The 21,681-nt window shown below is 63.1% G+C and carries 18 protein-coding genes; 4 read left to right on the top strand and 14 right to left on the bottom strand.

All coding sequences use genetic code 11. The features are described from left to right. The 13 genes from G3N94_RS14175 to G3N94_RS14115 form a co-directional block, all read right to left on the bottom strand. On the bottom strand, positions 1–1,203 hold a 1,203-nt coding region (locus G3N94_RS14175), incomplete at its 3' end, for an SAM-dependent methyltransferase (RefSeq protein WP_241021835.1). Positions 1,204–1,229: 26 nt separating this feature from the next. After that, positions 1,230–3,023 carry a hypothetical protein gene (locus tag G3N94_RS14170; RefSeq protein WP_205793013.1) on the bottom strand — a complete coding sequence of 598 codons (1,794 nt, stop codon included), beginning with the start codon at positions 3,021–3,023 and terminating at the stop codon, positions 1,230–1,232. A 115-nt stretch (positions 3,024–3,138) separates the two neighbouring features. Then, positions 3,139–4,587: a GDL motif peptide-associated radical SAM/SPASM maturase gene (locus tag G3N94_RS14165; protein WP_205793012.1), complete on the bottom strand. Its 1,449-nt coding sequence runs from the start codon at positions 4,585–4,587 to the stop codon at positions 3,139–3,141. A gap of 130 nt (positions 4,588–4,717) precedes the next feature. Continuing rightward, the gene (locus G3N94_RS14160; RefSeq protein ID WP_205793011.1) at positions 4,718–5,305 is read right to left on the bottom strand and encodes a DUF1842 domain-containing protein; all 588 of its coding nucleotides are present in this window, start codon (positions 5,303–5,305) and stop codon (positions 4,718–4,720) included. 46 nt (positions 5,306–5,351) lie between these two features. Next, on the bottom strand, positions 5,352–5,969 hold the full coding sequence (locus G3N94_RS14155) for a DUF1842 domain-containing protein (RefSeq protein ID WP_205793010.1): 618 nt from the start codon (positions 5,967–5,969) through the stop codon (positions 5,352–5,354). Between the two features lie 48 nt (positions 5,970–6,017). Beyond that, a complete protein-coding gene (locus tag G3N94_RS14150; protein ID WP_205793018.1) occupies positions 6,018–6,206 on the bottom strand; it encodes a DUF1843 domain-containing protein in 189 nt (62 codons plus the stop codon). Between the two features lie 469 nt (positions 6,207–6,675). Continuing rightward, positions 6,676–7,614 carry an aldo/keto reductase gene (locus G3N94_RS14145; protein WP_205793009.1) on the bottom strand — a complete coding sequence of 313 codons (939 nt, stop codon included), beginning with the start codon at positions 7,612–7,614 and terminating at the stop codon, positions 6,676–6,678. Between the two features lie 737 nt (positions 7,615–8,351). After that, complete coding sequence (locus G3N94_RS14140) at positions 8,352–9,581, bottom strand: VCBS repeat-containing protein (protein WP_205793008.1); 1,230 nt, start codon at positions 9,579–9,581, stop codon at positions 8,352–8,354. Positions 9,582–10,174: 593 nt separating this feature from the next. Further along, positions 10,175–11,578, bottom strand: a complete 1,404-nt coding sequence (gene cysS / locus G3N94_RS14135) for a cysteine--tRNA ligase (protein WP_205793007.1) — start codon at positions 11,576–11,578, stop codon at positions 10,175–10,177. Positions 11,579–11,953: 375 nt separating this feature from the next. Next, complete coding sequence (locus G3N94_RS14130) at positions 11,954–12,178, bottom strand: hypothetical protein (protein WP_205793006.1); 225 nt, start codon at positions 12,176–12,178, stop codon at positions 11,954–11,956. Further along, a complete protein-coding gene (locus G3N94_RS14125) occupies positions 12,171–12,842 on the bottom strand; it encodes a hypothetical protein (RefSeq protein ID WP_205793005.1) in 672 nt (223 codons plus the stop codon). Before G3N94_RS14125 ends, G3N94_RS14130 begins: the two co-directional genes overlap by 8 nt. Positions 12,843–13,016: 174 nt before the next feature. Continuing rightward, positions 13,017–15,302, bottom strand: coding sequence for a sigma-54 dependent transcriptional regulator (locus tag G3N94_RS14120; protein WP_205793004.1), 2,286 nt, complete (start codon positions 15,300–15,302; stop codon positions 13,017–13,019). Positions 15,303–15,476: 174 nt separating this feature from the next. Continuing rightward, on the bottom strand, positions 15,477–15,905 hold the full coding sequence (locus tag G3N94_RS14115) for a hypothetical protein (RefSeq protein ID WP_205793003.1): 429 nt from the start codon (positions 15,903–15,905) through the stop codon (positions 15,477–15,479). Positions 15,906–16,448: 543 nt separating this feature from the next. Between G3N94_RS14115 and G3N94_RS14110 the strand changes: the two genes are divergently transcribed. Beyond that, positions 16,449–17,681: an adenylate/guanylate cyclase domain-containing protein gene (locus G3N94_RS14110; protein ID WP_205793002.1), complete on the top strand. Its 1,233-nt coding sequence runs from the start codon at positions 16,449–16,451 to the stop codon at positions 17,679–17,681. Positions 17,682–17,809: 128 nt separating this feature from the next. Here the strand turns inward: G3N94_RS14110 and gcvA are convergent, their stop codons facing one another. Beyond that, a complete protein-coding gene (gene gcvA / locus G3N94_RS14105; RefSeq protein WP_205793001.1) occupies positions 17,810–18,706 on the bottom strand; it encodes a transcriptional regulator GcvA in 897 nt (298 codons plus the stop codon). A gap of 202 nt (positions 18,707–18,908) precedes the next feature. Between gcvA and G3N94_RS14100 the strand changes: the two genes are divergently transcribed. The 3 genes from G3N94_RS14100 to G3N94_RS14090 are packed head-to-tail and all read left to right on the top strand — an operon-like array spanning position 18,909 to position 21,573. Beyond that, positions 18,909–19,754, top strand: a complete 846-nt coding sequence (locus G3N94_RS14100) for a transketolase (protein WP_205793000.1) — start codon at positions 18,909–18,911, stop codon at positions 19,752–19,754. Further along, on the top strand, positions 19,751–20,749 hold the full coding sequence (locus G3N94_RS14095) for a transketolase family protein (RefSeq protein WP_205792999.1): 999 nt from the start codon (positions 19,751–19,753) through the stop codon (positions 20,747–20,749). The genes G3N94_RS14100 and G3N94_RS14095 overlap by 4 nt, the downstream gene beginning before the upstream one ends. Before the next feature lie 59 nt (positions 20,750–20,808). Then, positions 20,809–21,573, top strand: a complete 765-nt coding sequence (locus G3N94_RS14090) for a glucose 1-dehydrogenase (RefSeq protein WP_205792998.1) — start codon at positions 20,809–20,811, stop codon at positions 21,571–21,573. Positions 21,574–21,681 lie beyond the last annotated feature (108 nt).

Below are 21,681 nucleotides of genomic sequence, written 5' to 3'. Positions count from 1 at the left end.
GATCGCGCCGGCATCGCGCCGGCTCAGCAGCTCACGCTCGCGCGGCGCCAGCCCCGGCCAGCCGGCGACGGCCGCGGCGGGATCGTCGCGATAGCGCTCGCGCAGGTGCGGATCGTCGCACAGCGCCAGCACGAACCGCGCGGTCGCGCTGTCCGGCTGCCACTGGTAGCTCTGCGGCACGTCGAAGGTCGCGAAATCGGTGAACGCCCGGCGTTCGCGCGGGCCATAGCGATCGATCACGCGCAACGCATCGGCGCTCGAGCGCAGCGGCTGGCCGGGGTGCAACAGCCCGAGCCGGTCGAGCATCGCCGCATCGGCGAGGGCCGCGTCCTTCGGCGGCAGGTAGAAGGTCGAGATGCCCGTCACCCAGTTCTGTACCGACGGATCCCGCAGTGATGCGATCGTCTGGTGGTCGATCAGCGGATCGACGCCCGGATAGCGTGAACCGACGTAGTTCACGACCGGATGGTCGGCGCCGTACAGCGCGTCGAGATAGTCGAGCAGCACCGAGAAGTTGCTGTTCAGATAGCCTTGCCGGCGATACCCGAGCTCGCCGATCAGCCCGACCTGCCACAGCACGAGGTGCAACCCCGTATCGGGCCGCCGGCTGCGGATCAGCATGTCCGTCGCCTCGTACATCTGCATGCCGGGCTGGCTCGGATCGACGCCGAGATCCGCGCAAAGCGTGTCGAGCGCGCTGACCGCCGCGCGCATCTCGGCGCGGTGCCCTTCGCGCCGCGCGATCCGGACAGCCCGGTGCGTCGCCAGCACGAAGATGCCCGGATGGCCGTAGAAGATCGCGACGACCCGCCGCCCGTCACGCACCGGGTGCAGCATCGCCTCGGCCATCTGCATGTACGTGACGTAGCGCCGCTTGCTGTCGTCGTAGAGCGTGTAGAGGTCGTACGCGTCGGGCCGCTCGCGCAGCAGCCAGACCTTCGTCGCCGGGTCCGCGACGCAGAAGAACACGTCATCCGCCGCACGAATGCGCGCTTCGTCGGCACGGGTGAAACCGCTCGCCTCGATCCCCGAGCCGAGGATCTCCAGCGAACCGGGCCGGGCCGGCGGCGCTATCGCGGCCGGATCGTCGGTGATCGATGCCGCGCGCGCCGCGATCGCGCGCGCGAGGTGCCGCCAGCGGCGGCGATGCGTTTCCGCATCGGGATAGCGTTCATGGTCCGGCTGCGACCAGGCAGTGCTCATGATCGATCCTCGTGACGGACGGGCAATCAGCCCTTCAGGTAGGCCATCGCAACCGACGCCCCGGTTTTCACGGGCAGCGGTCGGTTCTGGTACGTCGCTTGCGCGAGCGTCTGGAACGCCAGATACGCATTGGCACCCGAGTTCTGCTTCATCTGCGCGACGAGCGCGTTCTGCGCGTCCTGCGGCCAGCGCCAGTTCTGCGCTTCGGTATCCGCCTGGCTGTTCTTCGTCTGCAGCAGGGTCGACAGCGTCACCTGCAGCGTGGTCGAATCGCCCTGCACTTCCTGCACGTACTGGCTGAAGGTGGTCCAGCGCGTCGCGACCGGGATCGGATCGTTCAGCATGTAGTTGACGAGCAGCCCGAGCCCGGACGTCTGGCGCGGCTGCAGGTTCGCCATGTCGCGCTCGTCCTGCTGCCGCCATGCGTCGAGCAGCTTCCCGGCGGTCTGGAACGCGACGTAGATCGCGACACCCTCGACGAGCGTCGGCAGCGCCTTCGTCATGATCCAGTTGCCGACCGCGCCGAGCACGCGCGACACCGTCCCCGGCTGCACATCGACGTCGGTGTCGATGTCCACGTCCACATCGATGTCGATGTCGCTGTCGGTCACGACGTCGATGTCGACGTCGATATCGACGTCCACGTCCACGTCGACCACGGCGATGAAATCCACGTCCACGTCAATGTCGACATCGACGTCGACATCCACATCGATATCGATGTCCACGTCGACATCCACGTCGATATCGATGTCGATGTCGATATCCACGTTGATCGGATCGGCGTCGTCGCCCACCGCGCTGTCCGGCGCCGCGCTGTCGCCGTTCGCGTTCAGCGCGCCGCGAATCTTGCCGGCGATCTCGCCGACGTTGTTCGCGAGCCATTGCAGCCCGCCGGGAATCGCGCCCAGCAGGTTGATCGCCGCATCGACCGCCATCGCGAGCTGCACGGTGAAGAACGCGCCGTAGACGAGGTCGTAGAGCACCGCGTACCACGGCAGCGTCGGGTCCTCGTAGGACTGCGCGATGAACTGCTGGCCGTTGTACGTGCCGACGAACGCCCAGGTGATCGTGTCGGGGTGGCCCTCCCAGGCGAGATCGCGTATGACGGCCGTGAGCAGCATGCCGTTCTTCGCGGTGGCGCCCGCGCTGGACAGCTGCGAGGTCGCGAAATCGAGCGGGATCGCCGCGCCTTCGGTGGGCGTGTACGTCGCGTTGCCGCCGGTGATCGTCAGCGTTCCGATGCTGGTCGTCGGCAATATGAAGCCCATCGAACTGGCTGCCGGCGGCTCGTAGCAATAGTAGGTGCCGGGGAATGCATAGAGCTGGTTCGTCGCCCAGTAGCCGAGCGCGGAGTAGAGGCCAAACGTGAGCCCCGCCGCGCCATTCTGCGAGAAATAGGCCGCCGCCGCATCGGGCAGGCTGGTAACGGGCGTGTTTTCGACCAGTGCGTTGAAGTTGAGCGCCGTCGGTGTGAACGGCTGGCTCACGGTATTCCGGTAGAAATTCCAGCCTGCCTGCGCGATGTCCGCGTCAGCCTGCGCGAGCGGAATCGTCTGCGAGGCGGGCGTGAGCGCTTCCGCGACGGCCACCTTGAGCGGAAATTCGTCCGTTTGCCGCGTGATCACGACGCGTGCGATCGGCTCGTCGGTCGTGAAGTGGCCTGTACCGTCCGCCGACACGCTGCCGAGCAGCGTGTAGGTCGGCACGTACGCTGACGGATCGGTCGACGGCGGATTGGTGGGCGTCGGCGACATCGTCGTATAGACATTCACCGCCGCGCCGTACGTGCTGGTGACGTTGATCGGGTAACTGGCCATGTTCACTTCCCCCATACGCGATACGGTGAATGCGGCAACAATTCGGATCGCTGACAAATCCGCGTAGCCATTGCTGATCTCGTGTGGCAGTTGATTCGCGCGCCGCCGGCATCGGTCAACTCAACAGCCGCTCGACCTCCCGGATCAGCGTGCGGCGCCGTTGCGCATCCTGCTCGTAAGCGCGCGCGGCGGCGTCGATGTCCGCACCGCAGTGCGGGCACGTGAGCTCGTGCTGATGAACGTAGCCGTTGCACGCGCGGCAAAGGCCGAGCGTGGGCGGGATTCGCCCGACGTCCGGCGCCCGCTTGCCCTTGTGTTGCCAAGCGAGTTCGACGGTCTGCCCCGACCGGGAGATGCTCGACACGGGCGTGCTGTCCGCAATGCGCTCGGTGACGAGGTCGAAGCGCCCCACCGCGAATGACGCCGGCGCCGCATCCTCGATCTTCTCGATGCGCTCGCGCAGCCCCTGCTTCTTCAGTTCGAGCACGCGATAGTGGCAGTAAGGGTTGTTGCCCGGCTTGCCGAGCAGCGAATGCGAGGTCCACGTGCAGCCGCCGCGGCACACGTCGGCGTAGTAGCACGTGCGGCAGAATCCCCACAGGTCGTCCACGGAGCGCAGCCTGCCGAAATGAATCGCGTCGCTCGTCCGCCATATCTGCTCGAGCGACAGATCGCGGATATTGCCGCCCGCGAAGCCGACCGTCGCCAGCGACGGGCAACCCTTCACGGTGCCGTCCGCTTCGAGCGCAATCACGGTCTGCCCGGCCGCGCATCCGGTCCAGTGCACCCGCTCGTCCCCGAAACCGCGCCACAGATGCTCGTACGGGCCGAAGTAGCCGATGTTGTTGCCGACGTTCATCAGCAGGCCGCGATCGAGACCGCGCTTGTAGAGATCGGCGAGCAGCGGCATCAGCTCTTCGAGCTGGTACGGCTGCAGCAGCAATTCATCGTGATCGACCGCGTTGCCCATCGCGACCGTCAACTGAATCTGCCAGTGCGTGACCCCGATCTCGATGATCGTGTCCATCAGCGCCGGAAGATCGCGCATCGTCGCCGAGCCGATCTGCGTATTCACGCTGATCGCAAGACCGTGCGCGCGCGCCCGCTTCAGCGTATCCACGGCCCGCTCGAACGAGCCGGGGACGTTGCGCACCTTGTCGTGCAGCGGCGCCAGGCCGTCCAGCGACACGCCGAGGCCGTTCAGGCCCGCCGCGACGGCTTGCTCGAGCCGTGCCGGCGTCAGGTTGCGGCCGCCCGTTTGCACCGCGCAGTACATCCCGTGCGAGCGGATGGCCTTGATGAGCTGCGTCCAGTCCTTGCGCAGGTAGGCCTCGCCGCCGATCATCGACACTTCGCGCGTGCCGAGCCTGGCCAGCGACTCGATCACCTCGAGGCACTCGTCCGTCGAGAGTTCGTTGGTGCGCCGGCGGCCTGCACGAGATCCGCAATGCAGGCACTTCAGATCGCAAGCCAGCGTGATTTCCCACACGACATGAACCGGGATGAAATGTGTGTAGTCCTCATTACCCAGGAATCGAACCGGGCGTACTGGGGTCTCGTCCATGCCGATGTCCTTCGAGTGTCGTTGCGCCCGCGTCGGCCGCTTGCCGACCGGGCTGTTCGCAGGCCATTCCTGCCTGCCGTTCGCCACGCGTGCCGCGGGTAGCGGCACGCGTTCCCTGCGTCGCAAACGCTCAGCGTCGCGCTTCCAGCCGCGCGATTTCGGCATTCAGGCCGGCGAGCGCCTGCTCGATGCGGCCGGCATCGGCAAGCTGCTGTTCGGCCTCGCGCGCAAGCGCCTTCATGCGGACGAGGTCGCCCGATTCCCGCGCCTGCTGCAGGCCGACGCCGTATAGCGGCGTGACCGGCTGCTGGCGTGGCTCGAGCGGCTGCAGCGCGCCGGTCGCGGTCATGATCGCGTGGTCGACTTCGTGCCAGCGTTCCCCCTCGAAGAACCGGTAACTGGCGACGCCCGACTTCCAGTCCGCCTCCACGATGCCCTGCAAGCGGAACGTTTCGGCCAGGCCGCTGGTCGGCCCCGACGGATTGCCTTGCAGGTTCAGGACGAGTTGCGCGTTGGCGCCCGGCGCCAGCACCATCTGGTTGTATTGGCCCCATACCTGCGCACGAAACTCGAGCGGCGGCCAGGTCGGCTGAGTGACGCGGGCAATACCGCTGACGGTCTTGGCAGACGGGTTGACGAGCAGCGCGAGCGTGAGGACAGGTGCGCCAATTGCCGGCGTGGCGACGCGGAAATTCACGGGAAAAAGAGCAGCGGACATTACGTGGCTCCTGTAGCGAATAGTGATCGGGAAAACCCGGCCGGACTCAATGCCCGGCTTCCAGGCGGGCGATTTCCGCCTTCAGCGCAGCCAGCGCCGTTGCGATTTCGTCGCGGCTTTGCAGCTGATGATTCGCGGCAGCGGCAACCGTCTTCATGTGCGCGAGATCGCCGGAGGCCGTCGCCTGTTGAATGGGCGCGCCGTACAAGGGCCGCGGCCCCCCGTGCGGCTCCAGGATCACCGAGCCCGGCTCGAGCGGCACGAATTCCCGATCGATCCTGGCCGGGACGTTCTCGATCGCGTGCCAGCTACCGTTGTCGAAGTAGCGGTACGAAGCGACGCCGCTTTGCCAGTCGTTTTCCAGCACGAGCTGGAGCCGGAACGTCACGATCGAATTCGAGGCCGGCCCGCCCTGATTGCCCTGCAGCGTCACCAGAATTCGCGTATTGACCGGCGGCATCAGCGCCATGTACGTATAGGTGCCCCAGACGTCGGCATCGAACTCGACGGGCGGGTTCACTGCCTGCGTGACGGTTGCGGTGCCGACCACACTGCGCTCGGGGGTGTCGACGAGTAACGCGAGCCTGAGCGTGGGTGCGCCCGGCAACCCCGTGCCGATGACATAGCCGGCCGGGAAAAGCCCTGTACGTGAGTTCTCGGACATCTGGTCCTCCTGGGTGGTGAACGAAACGGCGATGCGCGCGACGACCGGTCAGGCCTGTTCGCGCTTCACGATTTCCTGCTTGAGCTTGCCGACCGCAGCGGCAAGGTCCCCGTGCTGCTGCAGGACCGCTTCGGCCTGACTCAGCAAAGCCTTCATTTTTGTCAGATCCCCTTCCGATATGGCCTGGTGGATCGCTACGCCGTAAGGCGGAATGACATGCCCGGTTTCCCTGTTCATACCGTTCTCGCTGAAAAGATGGTCGCGCTGATTCGCGGAGCTTCCCGCGAGCAGCAGATAAAGCAACGCATGTGCCAGTGGCGGTGTGTGCGGGCTGTGCCGGTGGGATTCGCTGCGGCGCGCCGGGCGGTGGACGAATTCGGCCGGTCGGTTGCTGCGGCGATGGACGGATTCGTCCATCGACGTTGCGTGGTTTCGACTGTGGGGTGCAATGGCAGTCGGGACCGGGAATGCGAGGTGCGGATTTTGGTGAATGTGATCAACCGGACTGGTAACGCGATCACGGAGATCGGCGTTCGTGAACGGGGGGAAACGGCTACCGCACGTTGAAGCGGATTTCAACCGCTGTCGGAGGGCAGGCCGAAAACCACACCGTCGGTCTCGGGTGCCTTGCTGAAGATGGACTGGACCTATTCTGGAAACGCAGCGGCTTCCTGGTTCACCCGAAAGCCGGCGGCGCGTTTCACCATCACTTACGTTGCGGAATGAAGCCTGGGGTGCCGGTCTTGACGACTTCGTTGAATCTCTGTCTGGTCTGAATTCGATTGATCTCGTCAAACGCGTCAGCCGGAAGCGCGGAGATGTCGAAATTCTCGCGCGCACGGGCCGCAGTCTTGGGGGTGGTAAGCACAGCGCCGCCACGCTGCACCGCCCAGGCAAGCAGTACCTGCGCCGACGTCATTCCAGTTCGAGCGGCAATTCGGGAAATGACCGGGTCCTCGAGCGGCCCCGGCCTTATTCCGTGGCCCAATGGCGCAAAGGCCAAAAACACGACCCCGTTCTCCTTGCAGAATTCCAGAAGCTCCGTTTCGGGAAGGTACGGATGTGCTTCGACCTGCACTGCAGCCGGCTTGATTCGCGTCGAGTCGTAAAGGGGCCGCAATTCGTTCAAGCCGATGTCAGACAGCCCGATGGCGCGGCATCTACCATGGTCGACGAGATTTTCCATCGCCCTCCACGTGTCAAGCAAAGTCACGCCTTTATCGTAGATAACCGCGCCGTTTTCATCGCGCGGGTCCTGCTCATCCCCCGGCTGAAATGCAAACGGAGTGTGTATGAGATAGAGATCCAGATAGTCGAGCCCAAGCCTGCCGAGACTCGCCTGGAAAGCAGGTTCGACACGCTCGGGCCGATGATTGGAGTTCCACAATTTTGTGGTCACAAAAATTTCTTCCCGCGCGATCCCTCCGGCAGCAAGCCCTATCTGCAAGGCCTCGCCCACCTCACGCTCGTTCCGATATCGCTCGGCACAATCGAAGTGTCGAAATCCGGCTTTCAGCGCGTCGCTGGTCGCGCTGGTCGTCGTAGCGGCGTCGGAAATCAGCGTGCCAAATCCGAGTGCGGGCATGCAGCCTCCTCCGTGATTAAGCGCCATCCTTCTGATCCGAAAATCGGAAGATTCAATCATCACGACACCTCCACACTATCTTGTGAGCAGGGACACAGGAGCGACACTAGAGCGTACAGTTGAATCCATCGAGTCGCGCTGATCCGCAACGCAGCCGCCACCACCAGGGTCAAGCGCGAGCGGCGAGCGGGTCGGCTTCCCGATTCAGTGTAGCCGACGAGTTGCGGAGCAATAGGAGGACCTTTAGGGAGATGGCAACTGGCGGTTGGCAGGTAGCGGATAGTCCGATCTTACGATGTGCCTTTGGGGGAACTTAATCGGTAGCATTTTGATACGTCCTGGACGGTCGATCACCCAGTGGCGCGATAGGCCAACAATTGCCTTTCATGTTCGACAGGAGTCCGACCTTGGCGGGCGTGCCGTATCGGCGTGCGTGAGGCGGTTATCAGGGTCTTTGACGACAACGCGCACGAATCAGTAATCAGCCATGCCGAGTTGAAGGTCCACGTGTACGATATGACCAGTTGACCAATGAGTTTCGCCAGACACCGTGAAAGCAGTTTGCCCGCTGCACGGGCCCACGACCATCATCGGCACGAACGCGTACGGGTTTCCGGTTTATGCGTGCTGCTGCCACGACGTGCCTTATATGGCGCCGCCGGACCGGTGTACGCGGGTGCCGACGCAAACCGGATCCGACCCGCGGCAGCAACCCCAACAACCGAAGACGAACAAAGAAGGACACTGACGCTCAACGCTGCCGTGAGAATGAGTTACGTGAATCGCGTATCAAACCATCAGCTTCCCACCTTCACCGGTGGCAGGAATTTTCCGGGCGCGCCCGGTTGTTGAAAAAGAATTGTTGCGATGTCTCCGTCGGCGACGGCGATATCCGGCTTCCCGTCGCCGTTCAGATCGGCGATCGCAACGGACAGCGGCTCCACCACGCCTGCATAGTTGACGGCCGGCAGGAAGACGCCCGGTCGGCCGGGATCCTGCAGCAGGACCGATACGCTTCCGGTCGTCGATAACGCCCCCGCGTTGGCCACCACGAGGTCGGGTTTGCCGTCGCCGTTGAGATCTCCGACCGCAACGTCCAGGGAACGTGCGCCTGTGGGGTAGTTGGTCGGAGCCAGAAAGCTACCGGGATGCGCCGGATCCTGAAGCAACACGGACACGCTCGCTGTATCGGGATTGGACGGCGTACCCTGGTTTGCGACGATGATATCAAGCAGGTGATCGCCATTCACGTCCGCCAACTTGAGTGCCGCAGGCTGGGCGCCCGCCGCAAATTCCGTTGGAGGCAGAAAGCTTCCCGGGTGCGCTGCATCTTGCAACAGCACCGCGACATCCCCGTTGCCATTGTTGTCCTGGGTCAACACGACAAGATCCTGCTTGCCATCCCCGTTCACGTCACCAATGGCCACTGCGATGGCCGATTTGCCAACCGCCACCGGGGCGGGCGGCAGGAATGACCCCGGCGGGCCCGCTGGATTCTGAATCAGGACTGCCAGATTGGAACTCACTGTGGCCACAACGATGTCTGGTTTGCCGTCACCATTCAGATCGCCGACGGCGAGGCCGTTGGGGTGCCCGCCCACCGGCACGACAACCGGCGGCAGGAAGGTCCCGGGATTGGCGTGATCCTGGATGAAAATCGATACGCTGCCCGCGCTGCTGTTGGCAACTACAAGATCGAGCCTGCCGTCACCATCCAGGTCAGCGGCTACGACCATCTGCGGATCACTGCCGGTAGCGTAGTGCACACCGGGTGCGAATGTGCCTGCCGCCGAAGGGCGCTGGAGGACTACCGCGACAAATCCCGAGTGAGGCGGCGCGGAGCTGACAAAGGTCGTGGCAACGGCGAGATCCTGCAACCCGTCCGAATTGAAGTCTCCGGCAACAATGGAAGAGGGAAGATTGAACGGAGCCAGTCCCCCACCATCACCACCACCACCGCCTCCTCCGCCGCACGAAAGAAGCAGGACCGACGCTAGTCCGATACATGCACGCAATTTCGGTCGCATGTCCGTCTCCTTCGCACCCTTACCGCATGACCTGATTATAGAAACTGTAAAAGCCTTGATGGTTTCGACAATTGTTTGGCGCCGACACGCTGAGCTGTTCTGCTCCGGTTGTTGGTAGCGCCACAACGGTCGGACGCGCACTGTCCGAATAAATCCATCACATACGCTGATTACGGCAGGTGAGATCGATCGCGCACACTGACGCGATACAGGCGTTCGCCTTGTGCTTGCGGGCCCTGCCGCTTATCGCACAGCTGCTACGAACTTTGGCACGGCTTTTGCCCCGATCGAAGCAAGTGTCGCAACGCCCACTATGGTAGCCAATGAAAACCTGTTACTTCTGCTACGTAGACAATCCCGATTCGGCAGTTCAGTGCAAGCACTGCCGAACGGAACTTTCCTTCAATGAAGCCGCATTGAAGGATGCTGCGACTGAAAGAATGATGACCAAGTTTTCCGAGACGGCCATTGCATTCTTTGTAGCAGCTATCGTCGCGGCGGTCGCATATTGGGCCGTTAGAACGGCCGGCTGAAATGGGCGTTATCGCGAGCAGCCGTTGGCTATCGGCGGATTTCATTATCCTTACCCGTTGTCACCCCCCGATATCTGTCGAGTTCATAGCGATTCCAAACAGACGTTGCCCCTCTTTGGTGTCCTCGACGCGCCAGCCCTGTGCGCCTAACGTCTCGCGTATCTGATCGGCTTTTGCCCAGTCTCTTTCCACTCTGGCGCGCTCACGCTCGCCGAGTAACACCCGGACGTTTTCCGGGATGTCGAACGCAACAGGAATCCAATCGCGCAAACCGAGACCAAGCACGGTATCAAAATTGTCCACTGTCGCTCTCAAGGTCGAGGTCGGCAGGTCACTCCTGACTAAATCCCAAAGCACGGCGAGCGCCCTTGGCAGATTCAAGTCCTCGTTCACTTCAGCGTCGAATCGTGCAGCGAAATCCGGATCGACCCGGCCTCCTTTCGGCCAATCGGAATAGAGATGCCGAAGCCGGTTCAGCGCAGTCTGTGCTGCGTCGAGAGACGCCCACGTGAAATGCAGCTTGCTTCGATAATGGGCGGTCAGGCACAGGTAACGGTACGCAAGCGGATCGACGTTCCTGCGCTGCAAAGTCTCCAGGCGAACGAAATCGCCGCTCGACTTTGACATCTTCGTATCGGCATCGAGCGTCAGAAAGTGCCCGTGCACCCAATAATTCGCAAGACGCGTGCCGTGGGCCGCCTGGGTCTGCGCAATCTCGTTACTGTGATGCACGGCGATATGGTCCTCGCCGCCGCAGTGAATATCAAACAACGTCCCGAGGTACTTTGCGGACATCGCCGAGCACTCGATATGCCAGCCCGGAAAGCCGCGCCCCCATGGGCTGTCCCATTCCATTTGCCGCTTGACACCGGCCGGGCTGAACTTCCACAACGCAAAGTCAGTAATGCTCTTCTTCTCGCCCAACGCGACCCGCTTGCCCGCATGCAGCCCTGCGCGATCCAGCCGCGCGAGATAGCCGTAGTCGTCCTGCTTACTGGTGTCGAAATAGAGGCCGTCGTCCGTCCGATACACGTAACCAGCTCGCTCGAGCTTGCCGATGAACGCGATCTGTTCGTCGATGTGATCGGTCGCACGGCACCATGTCGTTGGTTCGAGCAAGTGGAGCGCGCGCCAGTCCCTGATAAAGGCATCGGTGTAGCGCTGGGCGATGGCCCACGCCGACTCCCCGGTCCGCCGGCTACCTTTTTCCATCTTGTCTTCGCCTTCGTCTGCATCCGAAGTCAGATGCCCAACATCAGTGATATTGACGACGTGCCGGACTTCGTATCCGTTGCGCATCAATACGCGACGCAGAATGTCCTCGAACACATAGGTTCTCAGATTGCCAATATGCGCGTCGTCATAGACCGTGGGGCCGCAGCAATACATGCCGACCTGCCCGGCGTGGATTGGCGTGAACGGGCGCATGGTCCGCGACCAGGTGTCATACAACGCAAGCGGCATTGAGTTTCTCCGTCCCGAAAGTGTCGGCTCAAAAACAAAAAGGCCGCCTGTTTCGTATAACAGGCGGCCAGAAGGCTATTGCTTCAAAGTTTAGCGATTTCGCTAGACGCAAATTTCCCCTGGCACGTTGTGACAACATGCGCAGATCGACGAAGAGAGGAGATTGGCGTGATTCAACATGCGAACGATGCTAGCGCCTTTGGGCAGCGCAGGTCAATACTGTCGAAGGCCGCTTTCATCAAATGGTCCAGGATGACAGCTTCTGGCCGACTGCCGCCGGATGCGATCGGCCATAGCCACCCGTTTCAGGCACGCGGCGATCTACGAACTCACGAGCGAGCCTGTTTTCTTCATCCCCGGAAGCATCGTGTTTTCCTATGCCGGCTGAACGTCGAAGTGCGCGGCGGCGTATCGCGCATTGCAGTTCCACACCTCGATCCCGTCGCGCTTGAACGTGGCCCACCCGTCCTTCACCGTCATCGTCGCGTGCGGGAATACGGCACCGTGCCCGTTCGCCGTTGCACCCAATATCGTGCGCTCACGGCACGTTACAACGTACTCGCCGTCCACCAGCATGGCGTCGGCCTGTTTGCTACTCATCGCTGTTTTCCCGGACTTCGGCCTGGCCCGCATTGTCCTCACAATCTACCCAGTACCGCAACGGGTCTCGATGCTGCGGAAAGCGTGCATTGAGCCATGCCGAAAGGCGAGCCCAGTCGGGATGGTGGGTGCCGGTCATCGCCGACCAGATCGTGGAGCGCTCGAGGATCTGATCGCTCGCGCGGTCACGGACTAGAAGGCTGCCCAGTCCACTTGAACTGTTCGCCTGCGCCTCGACGACATAACGCGGCAAAATCCTCAGTTCCGCATCTTCGGCCCAACCGTATACCGCTCGAATGACGTCCGACGGATCTCGCAGTTCAATGGGACCGGTGGCCGGACGAATGGCTTTCCATCCCTCCGGAAACTCGGCGATTACCTCGTGGCTGGTTTCTCTCACCCATCTCACTCGCCAGGCCCGCGCAATCGCGTCGCGAAGGCCAGACAGCGACGTGTAGCCGGCAGGCATCTCAATCGCAATCGGAAGCGTGATCAGATTGTCTTTCCAGAGCCCGGGTTCGTCGTGGGTGCGCTGGGCCGTTTTGAACACGCTTGCTTCGAAGGGATTCGCAGGCTGGTTCGACCTGCTCGTGTCCCCGCGTGGTAGTCCCGCGAAAAGACGCTCGGCGTCCTGGCGGGTGAGTTTTGGTTTCCCTTTTTTCATCCGATCCTTCTAAATTCGCAGCATGGCCGCTTTTCCTGTTATCGGCCGGTGCCGTCGCTACTTGATCAACTGCATTCCGGCGACCTTCGAGGCCGTCACGCCGAAAGTGGCAGTGTACTCGCACTTGGCAACGTGCCCCGACCGCTCGATCAGGAAATCGCGTTATCGCAATCGCTACAGCAACCCGGGCGCCTGGATAAGTCCCGGGCCCTGGAGCGCAGCCACCGGCACATGCAACGGTCGCTCGAGCGCGTCGACGGCTGACGTCGTTCGCGCGGACTGTCGCAGCAGATCCGCGAGATACCGCGTCGCAGCAACGTGCGCAGGCACCGAGCCGAGCGCCAGCGCCGTCGAGATCGCGATGCGCAGCCCTTGCTCGGCCGCGCCTGTGTCGCCGAGCATCCATTGTGCACGCGCCTTGACGATCAGCAACTCGCCGAGATATGCGCGCTCGTGTCTGCGGATCACTTCGTCGAGCGCGTTGGAAACGAGCGCTTCGCATTGCCGCGCACGCCCGGTGCTCAACAGGAGCTCGCCGTGCTTCCAGGTCTTGATCGAATAGAACAGCGCGCCGCCATGCTTCGCGATGTCGTTGTCATAACCGTCCAGCAGCATCGCCTCGGCTTCGCCGTGCTTGCCGACCGCGCTCAGGTAACAGGCCCTGAATATCCGGGCGGCCCCGCCGCAACAGGCCAGCCCTCCGGCCGACGATACCGTGTCGAGCGCGCTCGTCAGATCCCCGAGCCGATCGATGTCGTCAAAGAGCATCGCGAGCCACGCAGCGCCTTGCAGATCGACCGCGCGCCCGACCGAATGTGGATGTTCTTCCTCCGTTCGCGCGATCAAACCGTCCAGCGCACGGCGCGCATCGTCGACCGCCCCGGTCTGGTATGCGGCGAGCCCTTCGACCGTCAATGCGAGCCCCGCGACATCGACGCCGTAAGCCCCGAGCCGGCGGTCCGCTCGGCCGATGCTGCGCAGCCCGCCGCGTGACAGCGACTCCAACGCTTCCTCGCTGTCGCCGAGCCAGAACAGCGTATTGGCCAGCGCGACATGGGCCTCGTCGAGCGCGGCCCGATCGCCCGTCGCGTGCGCCCGCTGAAGGAGTTCCTGTGCGGTGGCGCGCGCCTTGCTGAGCTGCAGCGTCACCAGTTGCGTCGTCCAGATGCCGAATTGCACCGCCGCGAGTTCGCGCGCGTCGCATACGCCGTCGCCGATCGACAACGCCGTCTTGTAACAGGCCATGGCCTCGGGAAACTGCCAGCCATGGACGCTGCGCAGGCTGACCGCCAGCAGGCGATACGCACCGACCTGCAAGCGGCGACTGTCTTCGGTCGGGTTGGCCTTTTGCAGCAGCTCGACGCAGCGACGCAGCAGCGGAACCGCTTCGCGAAACCGGGCCGTGCCGACCAGCGCTTCCGCGCCCTCCAGACATTGCGTCGCTTCGCCGTGTTGCGCTTCGCGCGCCTTCAGCCGACGCTCGACGACCTTGCGGCCGACACCCAGCAACGCGGCCGCGGCACTCTTGTTATATGAAGTCCTCTCCAGCGCGCGATCGATCAACAGGCGTTCGGCTGCGGCCAGCTTGTCGTCGCCGCCGAGTTCCAGCAGCCGATCCGCGAGATGGGCACGTGCGACATCGTCGTGCGCGTCCGTCGCCAGAAACGGCGCCAGCGTTTCGGCGTCGATCCGCGCATGCTGCGCAAACACGCTGAGCTGACTGACGAGGTTGCGTAACTGGCGGACGTTGCCGGGCCACGGCTGCTCGCACAGCCGCTTGATCGCCGCCGGCGTGAACGTGATCGCGCGCGCTTGCTGGGCCGCAAAATGGGCGGCGAGGAGCGGGATGTCCTCGCTTCGTTGCGCGAGCCCCGGCACGTTGAGGATGAATACCGCGAGCCGGTAGAACAGGTCTTCGCGGAACCGGCCGGCGCGCGCTTCTTCCAGCAGGTTGCGATGCGTCGCCGCGACGATGCGCCCGTCGAACCGCACGCTTGCCGATGCCCCGATCGGCCGGAACGTGCGCGTTTCGAGCACGCGCAGCAGTTTGGGCTGCAGCGCAAGCGGCAGCTCGCCGATCTCGTCGAGAAAGAGCGTGCCCGCCCCCACCTGCTCGAACCAGCCGCGGTGGTGTTCGACAGCGCCCGTAAACGCACCTCGCACATGACCGAAGAATTCCGCTTCGATCAGGTCGTGGGGGATGGCGCCGCAATTCACGTCGATGAACGGCATATCGCGGCGCGGCCCGTTTGCGTGAAGACGCCGCGCGACCAGTTCCTTTCCGGAACCGGTCGGCCCGACGATCAGCAGCGTATGCTCGGTCGACGCGACACGGTCGATCATCCCGATCAGTTGGCGGAACGCGAACGACACGCCGATCAGCGCAGGCGCATCAGGTGCGCCCGTGTCGCGTGCGCGCACGTCCGGGCCGGAGGCGGCCCCGTTCCGTATCGAATTCATCACGCGATGCGCGGAAATTGCGATGCACGCCGATGCAGGACGACGTCGGGCCGCCGAACCACGGTGCCGGCGCGCGCCGTCGCGTCAGGATCGGGCAATCTGCCCGCGCTGCGGATCACTGTCCCCGGTCTTGGCATGCTCTTTCCTATTCGGTCGAATTCGAGAGCGATTTTTTCAATCTTCCTGCTTTCGGCAAAGCACGACGGCGGCGCTTACCGAATCAACCTGCCGACATGTTTCCTGATTCAGATTCCGGAATTTCAGATCGTCGCGGCCGGATTTCGGATGAGGCTTAAACAGTGTAGCGGGAATTCTTAAGACCAGGATTAAAATAAGTGGGGCGGGAATATTCTTGTAAATTCGTATGGAACGGGCAATATTTGTCACGCTTTTTTCACGAATTTCCGCACGCTGCCCGGCGTGGTTGATCAAGGGCGCCATCTGCAGTGCCGGCGCGACGAACTGCCGCGTGCGTTCGTCAATGCGACATTCCGCATGCAGGCAAGACGAGCGGAGATGGAGCGCGACCGAGTCTGCAGAACGTCGATTCCCGACGCCCGACCATCGCACGGGTTTCGCGAGACCAATTCGCGTCATGGCCACGTGAATCACAACACGGATTCTTTTATGACGAGACAATGCCAATAGGCTTACAATCAAACAAATTTAGTTACGGCATATTTTCGCCGCACCCAGTCAGGAATATTCGCGCCCCATTCACCTATAAATTCAATTCCAATGGCCGAATGCTGCACGAATTTCGCGGGCGAGGCTACGTACTCTGCGATCGATGTTGAGGTAGCGAGGGCAAACTGCTTGCGGTACTTTACGAACCCCCGGTTTACGTCCGAGCGAAAGCCCATTCGCTCGAAGCGTGCGTCGAACAGAAAGCTCCGGCATTCGCCCACGGCATGCCGCCTGATTGAAAGCTCGCGGGCAAGATCCCGAGTACCGCGTTTTGTTCAATGAAACGCCGGATTGGGAGCGCCGGCTCGGCCTGGATTTCTGGGCGGACGAATCCCAGGAAACGCACATCGGACATTCTTGATCGCCAGGATTTCCTAGGATTGATGCAGGATCTGCATGCCGCCCGGACAGACGACATGCATGTCCTGTACACAACGCCGCTTTCGCATGAGGTGAAGCATGTCGAACCTCAACCTCGAGCCGCTTTCGGACGCGCCGGAGCTTTGCGTGCGCAATGTCAGGCTCCGCGCGACGGACAATCTCCAGACGAAACGGGACAAGCTCGCACGCGTCATGGTGGATGAGATGTACCAGTTCGTGGGCTTGCTGGACGCGAACGGCATGACCCTCGAGGCCAACCGGGCAGCGCTCGAAGCGGTTGGCCTGCGGATGGACGATGTTCAGGGCAAGCCGTTTTGGGAGACGCGTTGGTGGCTCGTTTCGCCGCAGACCCAGGCTTTGCTGCGGGAGCTGATCCGACGCGCAAGCGACGGGGAGTTCGTCCGCTGCGATTTCGAAATCTACGGTCACGCAACGGGTGACGAGACGATCGTCGTCGACTTCTCGCTTCTGCCCATCAAGGATCAGAACGGCAAGGTCGTGTTTCTGCTGCCGGAAGGCCGCAATATTACCGAAAAGAAGCGCGCCGAAGCCGAGATCGCTCGAAAGAACGAGGAATTGCAGGCAAGCCGCGAACTGATCCGTCGCCAGCACGACGAGCTTCAGCACCTCTACGACAAGATCGTGGCCGAGCAGAAGGTGTCGGAGCGGCTGCTCCTCAATCTGCTGCCCTATCCGATCGCAGAACGGCTGAAGGCACGTCACGCACTGCTCACCGACAGCATCCCGGAAGTCATCGCCGACAGCTTTCCGGAAGTGACTGTTCTGTTCGCGGACATCGTGGCGTTCACGCGCTTTTCGGCAGGCATGAGCCCCGAGCGGTTGGTGAGCGTGCTTGATGAGATCTTCAGCGAATTCGATACCCTCGCCGACATCCGTGGCCTCGAGAAGATCAAGACCATCGGCGACGCTTACATGGCAGCCGCTGGGCTGCCGGAGCCGGCCGCGGATCACGCGGCGCGCGCGGCGCATATGGCGCTGGACATGACCGACGCGCTGACGCGCTTCAATCAGCGCCGCGGCTACAACCTGCAGATGCGCATCGGGATCAACAGCGGTGCGGTGGTGGCTGGCGTCATCGGCAAGCACAAGTTCATCTACGACTTGTGGGGCGATGCGGTCAACACGGCCAGCCGGATGGAATCCCACGGTGTGGCGGGACGGGTTCAGGTAACGGATGCGACCCGGCACCGGTTGGGTGAACCGTTCGTGTTCGAAGAACGCGGGACGATCGAGGCGAAGGGAATCGGCAAGTTGCACACCTGGTTTCTGTCCGGCCGGAGCGATGCCTAGCGGTCGCGGCCTCGGGCGTAAATTCCGGCACACATGGTGTCGGCTGAAATCCTGCCGACAAGGCTTCGCGCCTCCAGAGAAGCCTCTGTAACCCTGTTCACTTCCGCTTTCGTCTTCCGGACCGAACGCTACTCGTGCCCCTCCAGTTCCGCAAACAGCCAGTCTTGAAAGCACCTCAGTTTCGGCAAGTCCGCGCGCGACTTCAGCAGATTGAGCGTGTAGCCATTCACTCTCAATCCCTCCAACCCTAACGGGGCCACCAGCGTGCCCATCTCCAGTTCGCGCTGCACGAGCAGCAGGCTTTCCAGACACACCCCCATCCCGTCCACCGCTGCGCTGATTGCCATGAACGAGCGATCGAAACGCGGCCCGCGCGTGATATCCAGTACGACCTTGCGATGCAGTCGCATCCAGTCCCGCCAACCCACCAGGCAGCCTTCGCTGTGGATCAGCGCGTGATGCCGCAAATCCGCGACCGTGCGGATCGGATGCTCGCCATTCACGAGTCGCGGCGAGCATAGCGGCACGATCGTTTCGAGCGGCAGGTCGAGCACCATCGTGCCCGCCGGCTGCAGCCGCCGCGCGCCGTAGCGGATATCGATATCGACGGATTCCTTGATCAGGTCGACAGGCGCCGACGACGCATTGAGGCGCACGTCGATATCCGGATGCAATGCGCTGAAACGGGCGAGCCGCGGCATCAGCCATTGCGTTGCGATGCTCGGCGTCGCATGCACGGTGAGGATGTCGCTCTTCTCGACGCGCCCGATGTCGCGCGTCGCCTTGTCGATGCGCGCGAACGCCGCGCCGATTTCCTCTGCATATTGCCGCCCCGTGTCGGTGAGGATCACCGCGCGATGTACGCGATGAAAGAGCCGCACGCTCAACTGATCCTCCAGCAGCTTGATCTGATGGCTGATCGCGGAGGGCGTCACGAACAGCTCGTCTGCTGCGAGCGCGAACGACGAAAGCCGCGCCGCGGCCTCGAACGCCTGTATCGACTTGAGTGTGACCCGATTGTGCATTGCAGCGCTCACGTGAATTGAATTCAGCAATGAGCCACTTTAATTCGTTTGAGCCCATCGATTCAAGCGGATACGCTTTTCCTCACTCGCAGCGCGCCTGAAGCAAGGGATTACCCGAATCTGCGAGCAGGACGAAACATCCCGCCACGAATCACCCGGCGTCCGGCCTTCAACACGCCGGGGCCGCAAGAAGGAGACACGCGTGAATACGAGCGAAGCCGGGCGCACCGCCCAACTCGCGGAACACGCCTACCGCATCCGCCGCAATGCGCTGCTGATGGGCGAGGTACAGGGCCAAGGCTATATCGGCCAGGCGCTCGACATCGCGGACGTGCTGTCCGTCGCCTACTTCGGCGCGATGCGCTACCGCCCCGACGATCCCGAATGGGAAGGACGCGACCGCTTCCTGCTGTCGAACGGCCACTACGCGATCGCGCTATACGCCGCGCTGTTCGAAGCCGGCATCCTGCCCGCCGACGAACTCGAAACCTATGGCAGCGACGACAGCCGCCTGCCGATGTCCGGCATGGCGAGCTACACGCCCGGCATGGAGATGTCCGGCGGCTCGCTCGGCCAGGGCCTGACGATCGCCGTCGGCCGCTGCCTCGGCCTCAAGCGCAAGAACTCGGACGCGTTCGTCTACACGCTCTTCTCCGACGGCGAACTCGACGAAGGCGCAATCTGGGAAGGCCTCATGTCGGCCGCGCACTGGAAGCTCGACAACCTGATCGCGATCGTCGACGTCAACAACCAGCAAGCCGATGGCCCGTCGACGCAGATCATGGCGTTCGAGCCGCTCGTCGACAAACTCGAAGCGTTTGGCTGGTACACGCAGCGCGTGAACGGCAACGACATCGAAGCCGTTGCGCGCGCGTTCGACAACGCCCGCCAGCACACCGGCGCGCAGCCCCGCATCATCGTCTGCGATACGAAGATGGGCTGCGGCGTGCCGTTCCTCGAAGCACGCGAGAAGAACCATTTCATCCGCGTCGACGCGCACGAGTGGCAGCTCGCGCTCGACGCGCTCGAAGCCGGGAGGCAAGCATGAGCACCGTCGCGAAGAAGCCGCGCCTGAAGACCTCCGCAATGATCGCGTCGATCGCGGGCGAAGGCCAGATCACGCGTTCCGCGCCGTTCGGCCATGCGCTGTCGCAACTGGCGCGCGTGAAGACGAACGTGATCGGCATGACGGCCGACCTCGGCAAGTACACCGACCTGCACATCTTCGCGAAGGAGTTTCCCGAGCGCTACTACCAGATGGGCATGGCCGAACAATTGCTGATGGGCGCGGCGGCCGGTTTCGCGCACGAAGGCGCGCAGCCGTTTGTCACGACCTATGCCGTGTTCGCGACGCGCCGCGCCTACGACTTCATCCATCAGACCATCGCGGAAGACAACCTCGACGTGAAGATCGTCTGCGCGCTGCCGGGCCTCACGACGGGCTACGGCCCGAGCCACCAGGCCGCCGAAGACCTCGCGCTGATGCGTGCGATGCCGAACATGACGGTGATCGATCCGTGCGACGCGCTCGACATCGAGCAGATGGTGCCGGCGATCGCCGCGCACAAGGGCCCCGTCTACGCGCGCCTGTTGCGCGGCAACGTGCCCGCCGTGCTCGACGAGTACGACTATCGCTTCGAGCTCGGCAAGGCGAAGCTGCTGCGCGACGGCAACGACGTGCTGCTGATCTCGTCCGGGATCATGACGATGCGCTCGCTCGAAGTCGCGAAAGCGCTGGAGGAAGACAACATCGGCGTCGGCGTGCTGCATGTGCCGACCATCAAACCGCTCGATACCGCGACCATCCTGCGCGAAGCAAAGCGAACGGGCCGAATGGTCATCGTCGCCGAGAACCATACGGTGATCGGCGGCCTCGGCGAAGCGGTCGCGCGCGCGTTGCTCGGCGCCGGCGTCACGCCGCCGTTCCGGCAGATCGCGCTGCCCGACGCATTCCTCGACGCCGGTGCACTGCCGACGCTGCACGACCGCTACGGCATCTCGACGGAAGCGATGAGCGACACCATCAAGGGCTGGCTCGGCTGAACCGGGCAACCCGCCATCACGACAACCCATACCGAACGCAATATCAGGAGAACCGCATCATGTCAGAGTCTCGTCTTCTCGACGGCAAGGTCGCCGTCATTTCCGGTGCGGCATCGCCGCGCGGCATCGGCATGGCCACCGCGCGCCTGTTCGCGAAGCACGGCGCGAAGATCGCGATCCTCGATCTCGACGCATCGGCGGCACGCGATGCGGCCGCGTCGATCGGCGCCGAGCACCGCGGCTATGCTTGCAACGTGACCGACCGGCAGGCGTGCCAGGCCGCTGTTGAACAGATCGTCGCCGATTTCGGCACGATCGACGTGCTCATCAACAACGCGGGTATCACACAAGCCGTGAAACTGCTCGATATCGATTCCGAGAGCTGGGATCGCGTCCTCGACGTGAACCTGCGCGGCGTGCTGTATCTGTCACAGGCCGTCGTGCCGCAGATGAAGAAGCAGAAGAGCGGATCGATCGGCTGCATGTCGTCGGTCTCGGCGCAGCGCGGCGGTGGCATTCTCGGCGGCCCGCATTACTCGGCGGCCAAGGCGGGCGTGCTCGGCCTCGCGAAAGCGATGGCGCGCGAACTCGGCGCCGACGGCATTCGCGTGAACTGCGTGACGCCCGGCCTGATCCAGACCGACATCAACGCCGGCAAAATCAGCGACGACAAGCGCGAAGAGATCCTCGCCGGCATTCCGCTGAACCGTCTCGGCGTGCCCGACGACGTCGCGGGCGCATTCCTGTTTCTCGCGTCACCGATCTCGTCGTACATCACGGGCGCTGTCATCGACGTGAATGGCGGCATGCTGATTCACGGCTGATTTGCCGCCGACGTACACAAGACGTGCGGCCGGGTCCGGCCGGCCGCGCGCGACAGGCAGTCGCCGGGCGAAGACAAACGCGCCAGAGAGCGTGTTGTCCGGGTAAAA

The sequence above is a fragment of the Burkholderia sp. Ac-20353 genome (assembly GCF_017104785.1).
Lineage (GTDB): Bacteria > Pseudomonadota > Gammaproteobacteria > Burkholderiales > Burkholderiaceae > Burkholderia.
The sequence above is the reverse complement of the archived record's forward strand: the minus strand, read 5'-3'. Positions and strand labels throughout refer to the sequence as shown.

Excerpts from the sequence above, each read along its gene's own strand:
- G3N94_RS14125 (WP_205793005.1), bottom strand. The coding sequence starts at position 12,842 with ATGAAAAAAGGGAAACCAAAACTCACCCGCCAGGACGCCGAGCGTCTT.
- G3N94_RS14120 (WP_205793004.1), bottom strand. The coding sequence starts at position 15,302 with ATGAATTCGATACGGAACGGGGCCGCCTCCGGCCCGGACGTGCGCGCA.
- G3N94_RS14090 (WP_205792998.1), top strand. The coding sequence starts at position 20,809 with ATGTCAGAGTCTCGTCTTCTCGACGGCAAGGTCGCCGTCATTTCCGGT.
- G3N94_RS14140 (WP_205793008.1), bottom strand. The coding sequence starts at position 9,581 with ATGCGACCGAAATTGCGTGCATGTATCGGACTAGCGTCGGTCCTGCTT.
- G3N94_RS14155 (WP_205793010.1), bottom strand. The coding sequence starts at position 5,969 with ATGTCCGAGAACTCACGTACAGGGCTTTTCCCGGCCGGCTATGTCATC.
- G3N94_RS14095 (WP_205792999.1), top strand. The coding sequence starts at position 19,751 with ATGAGCACCGTCGCGAAGAAGCCGCGCCTGAAGACCTCCGCAATGATC.
- G3N94_RS14165 (WP_205793012.1), bottom strand. The coding sequence starts at position 4,587 with ATGGACGAGACCCCAGTACGCCCGGTTCGATTCCTGGGTAATGAGGAC.
- G3N94_RS14170 (WP_205793013.1), bottom strand. The coding sequence starts at position 3,023 with ATGGCCAGTTACCCGATCAACGTCACCAGCACGTACGGCGCGGCGGTG.
- G3N94_RS14130 (WP_205793006.1), bottom strand. The coding sequence starts at position 12,178 with ATGAGTAGCAAACAGGCCGACGCCATGCTGGTGGACGGCGAGTACGTT.
- cysS (WP_205793007.1), bottom strand. The coding sequence starts at position 11,578 with ATGCCGCTTGCGTTGTATGACACCTGGTCGCGGACCATGCGCCCGTTC.
- G3N94_RS14110 (WP_205793002.1), top strand. The coding sequence starts at position 16,449 with ATGTCGAACCTCAACCTCGAGCCGCTTTCGGACGCGCCGGAGCTTTGC.
- G3N94_RS14160 (WP_205793011.1), bottom strand. The coding sequence starts at position 5,305 with ATGTCCGCTGCTCTTTTTCCCGTGAATTTCCGCGTCGCCACGCCGGCA.
- gcvA (WP_205793001.1), bottom strand. The coding sequence starts at position 18,706 with ATGCACAATCGGGTCACACTCAAGTCGATACAGGCGTTCGAGGCCGCG.
- G3N94_RS14145 (WP_205793009.1), bottom strand. The coding sequence starts at position 7,614 with ATGATTGAATCTTCCGATTTTCGGATCAGAAGGATGGCGCTTAATCAC.
- G3N94_RS14150 (WP_205793018.1), bottom strand. The coding sequence starts at position 6,206 with ATGAACAGGGAAACCGGGCATGTCATTCCGCCTTACGGCGTAGCGATC.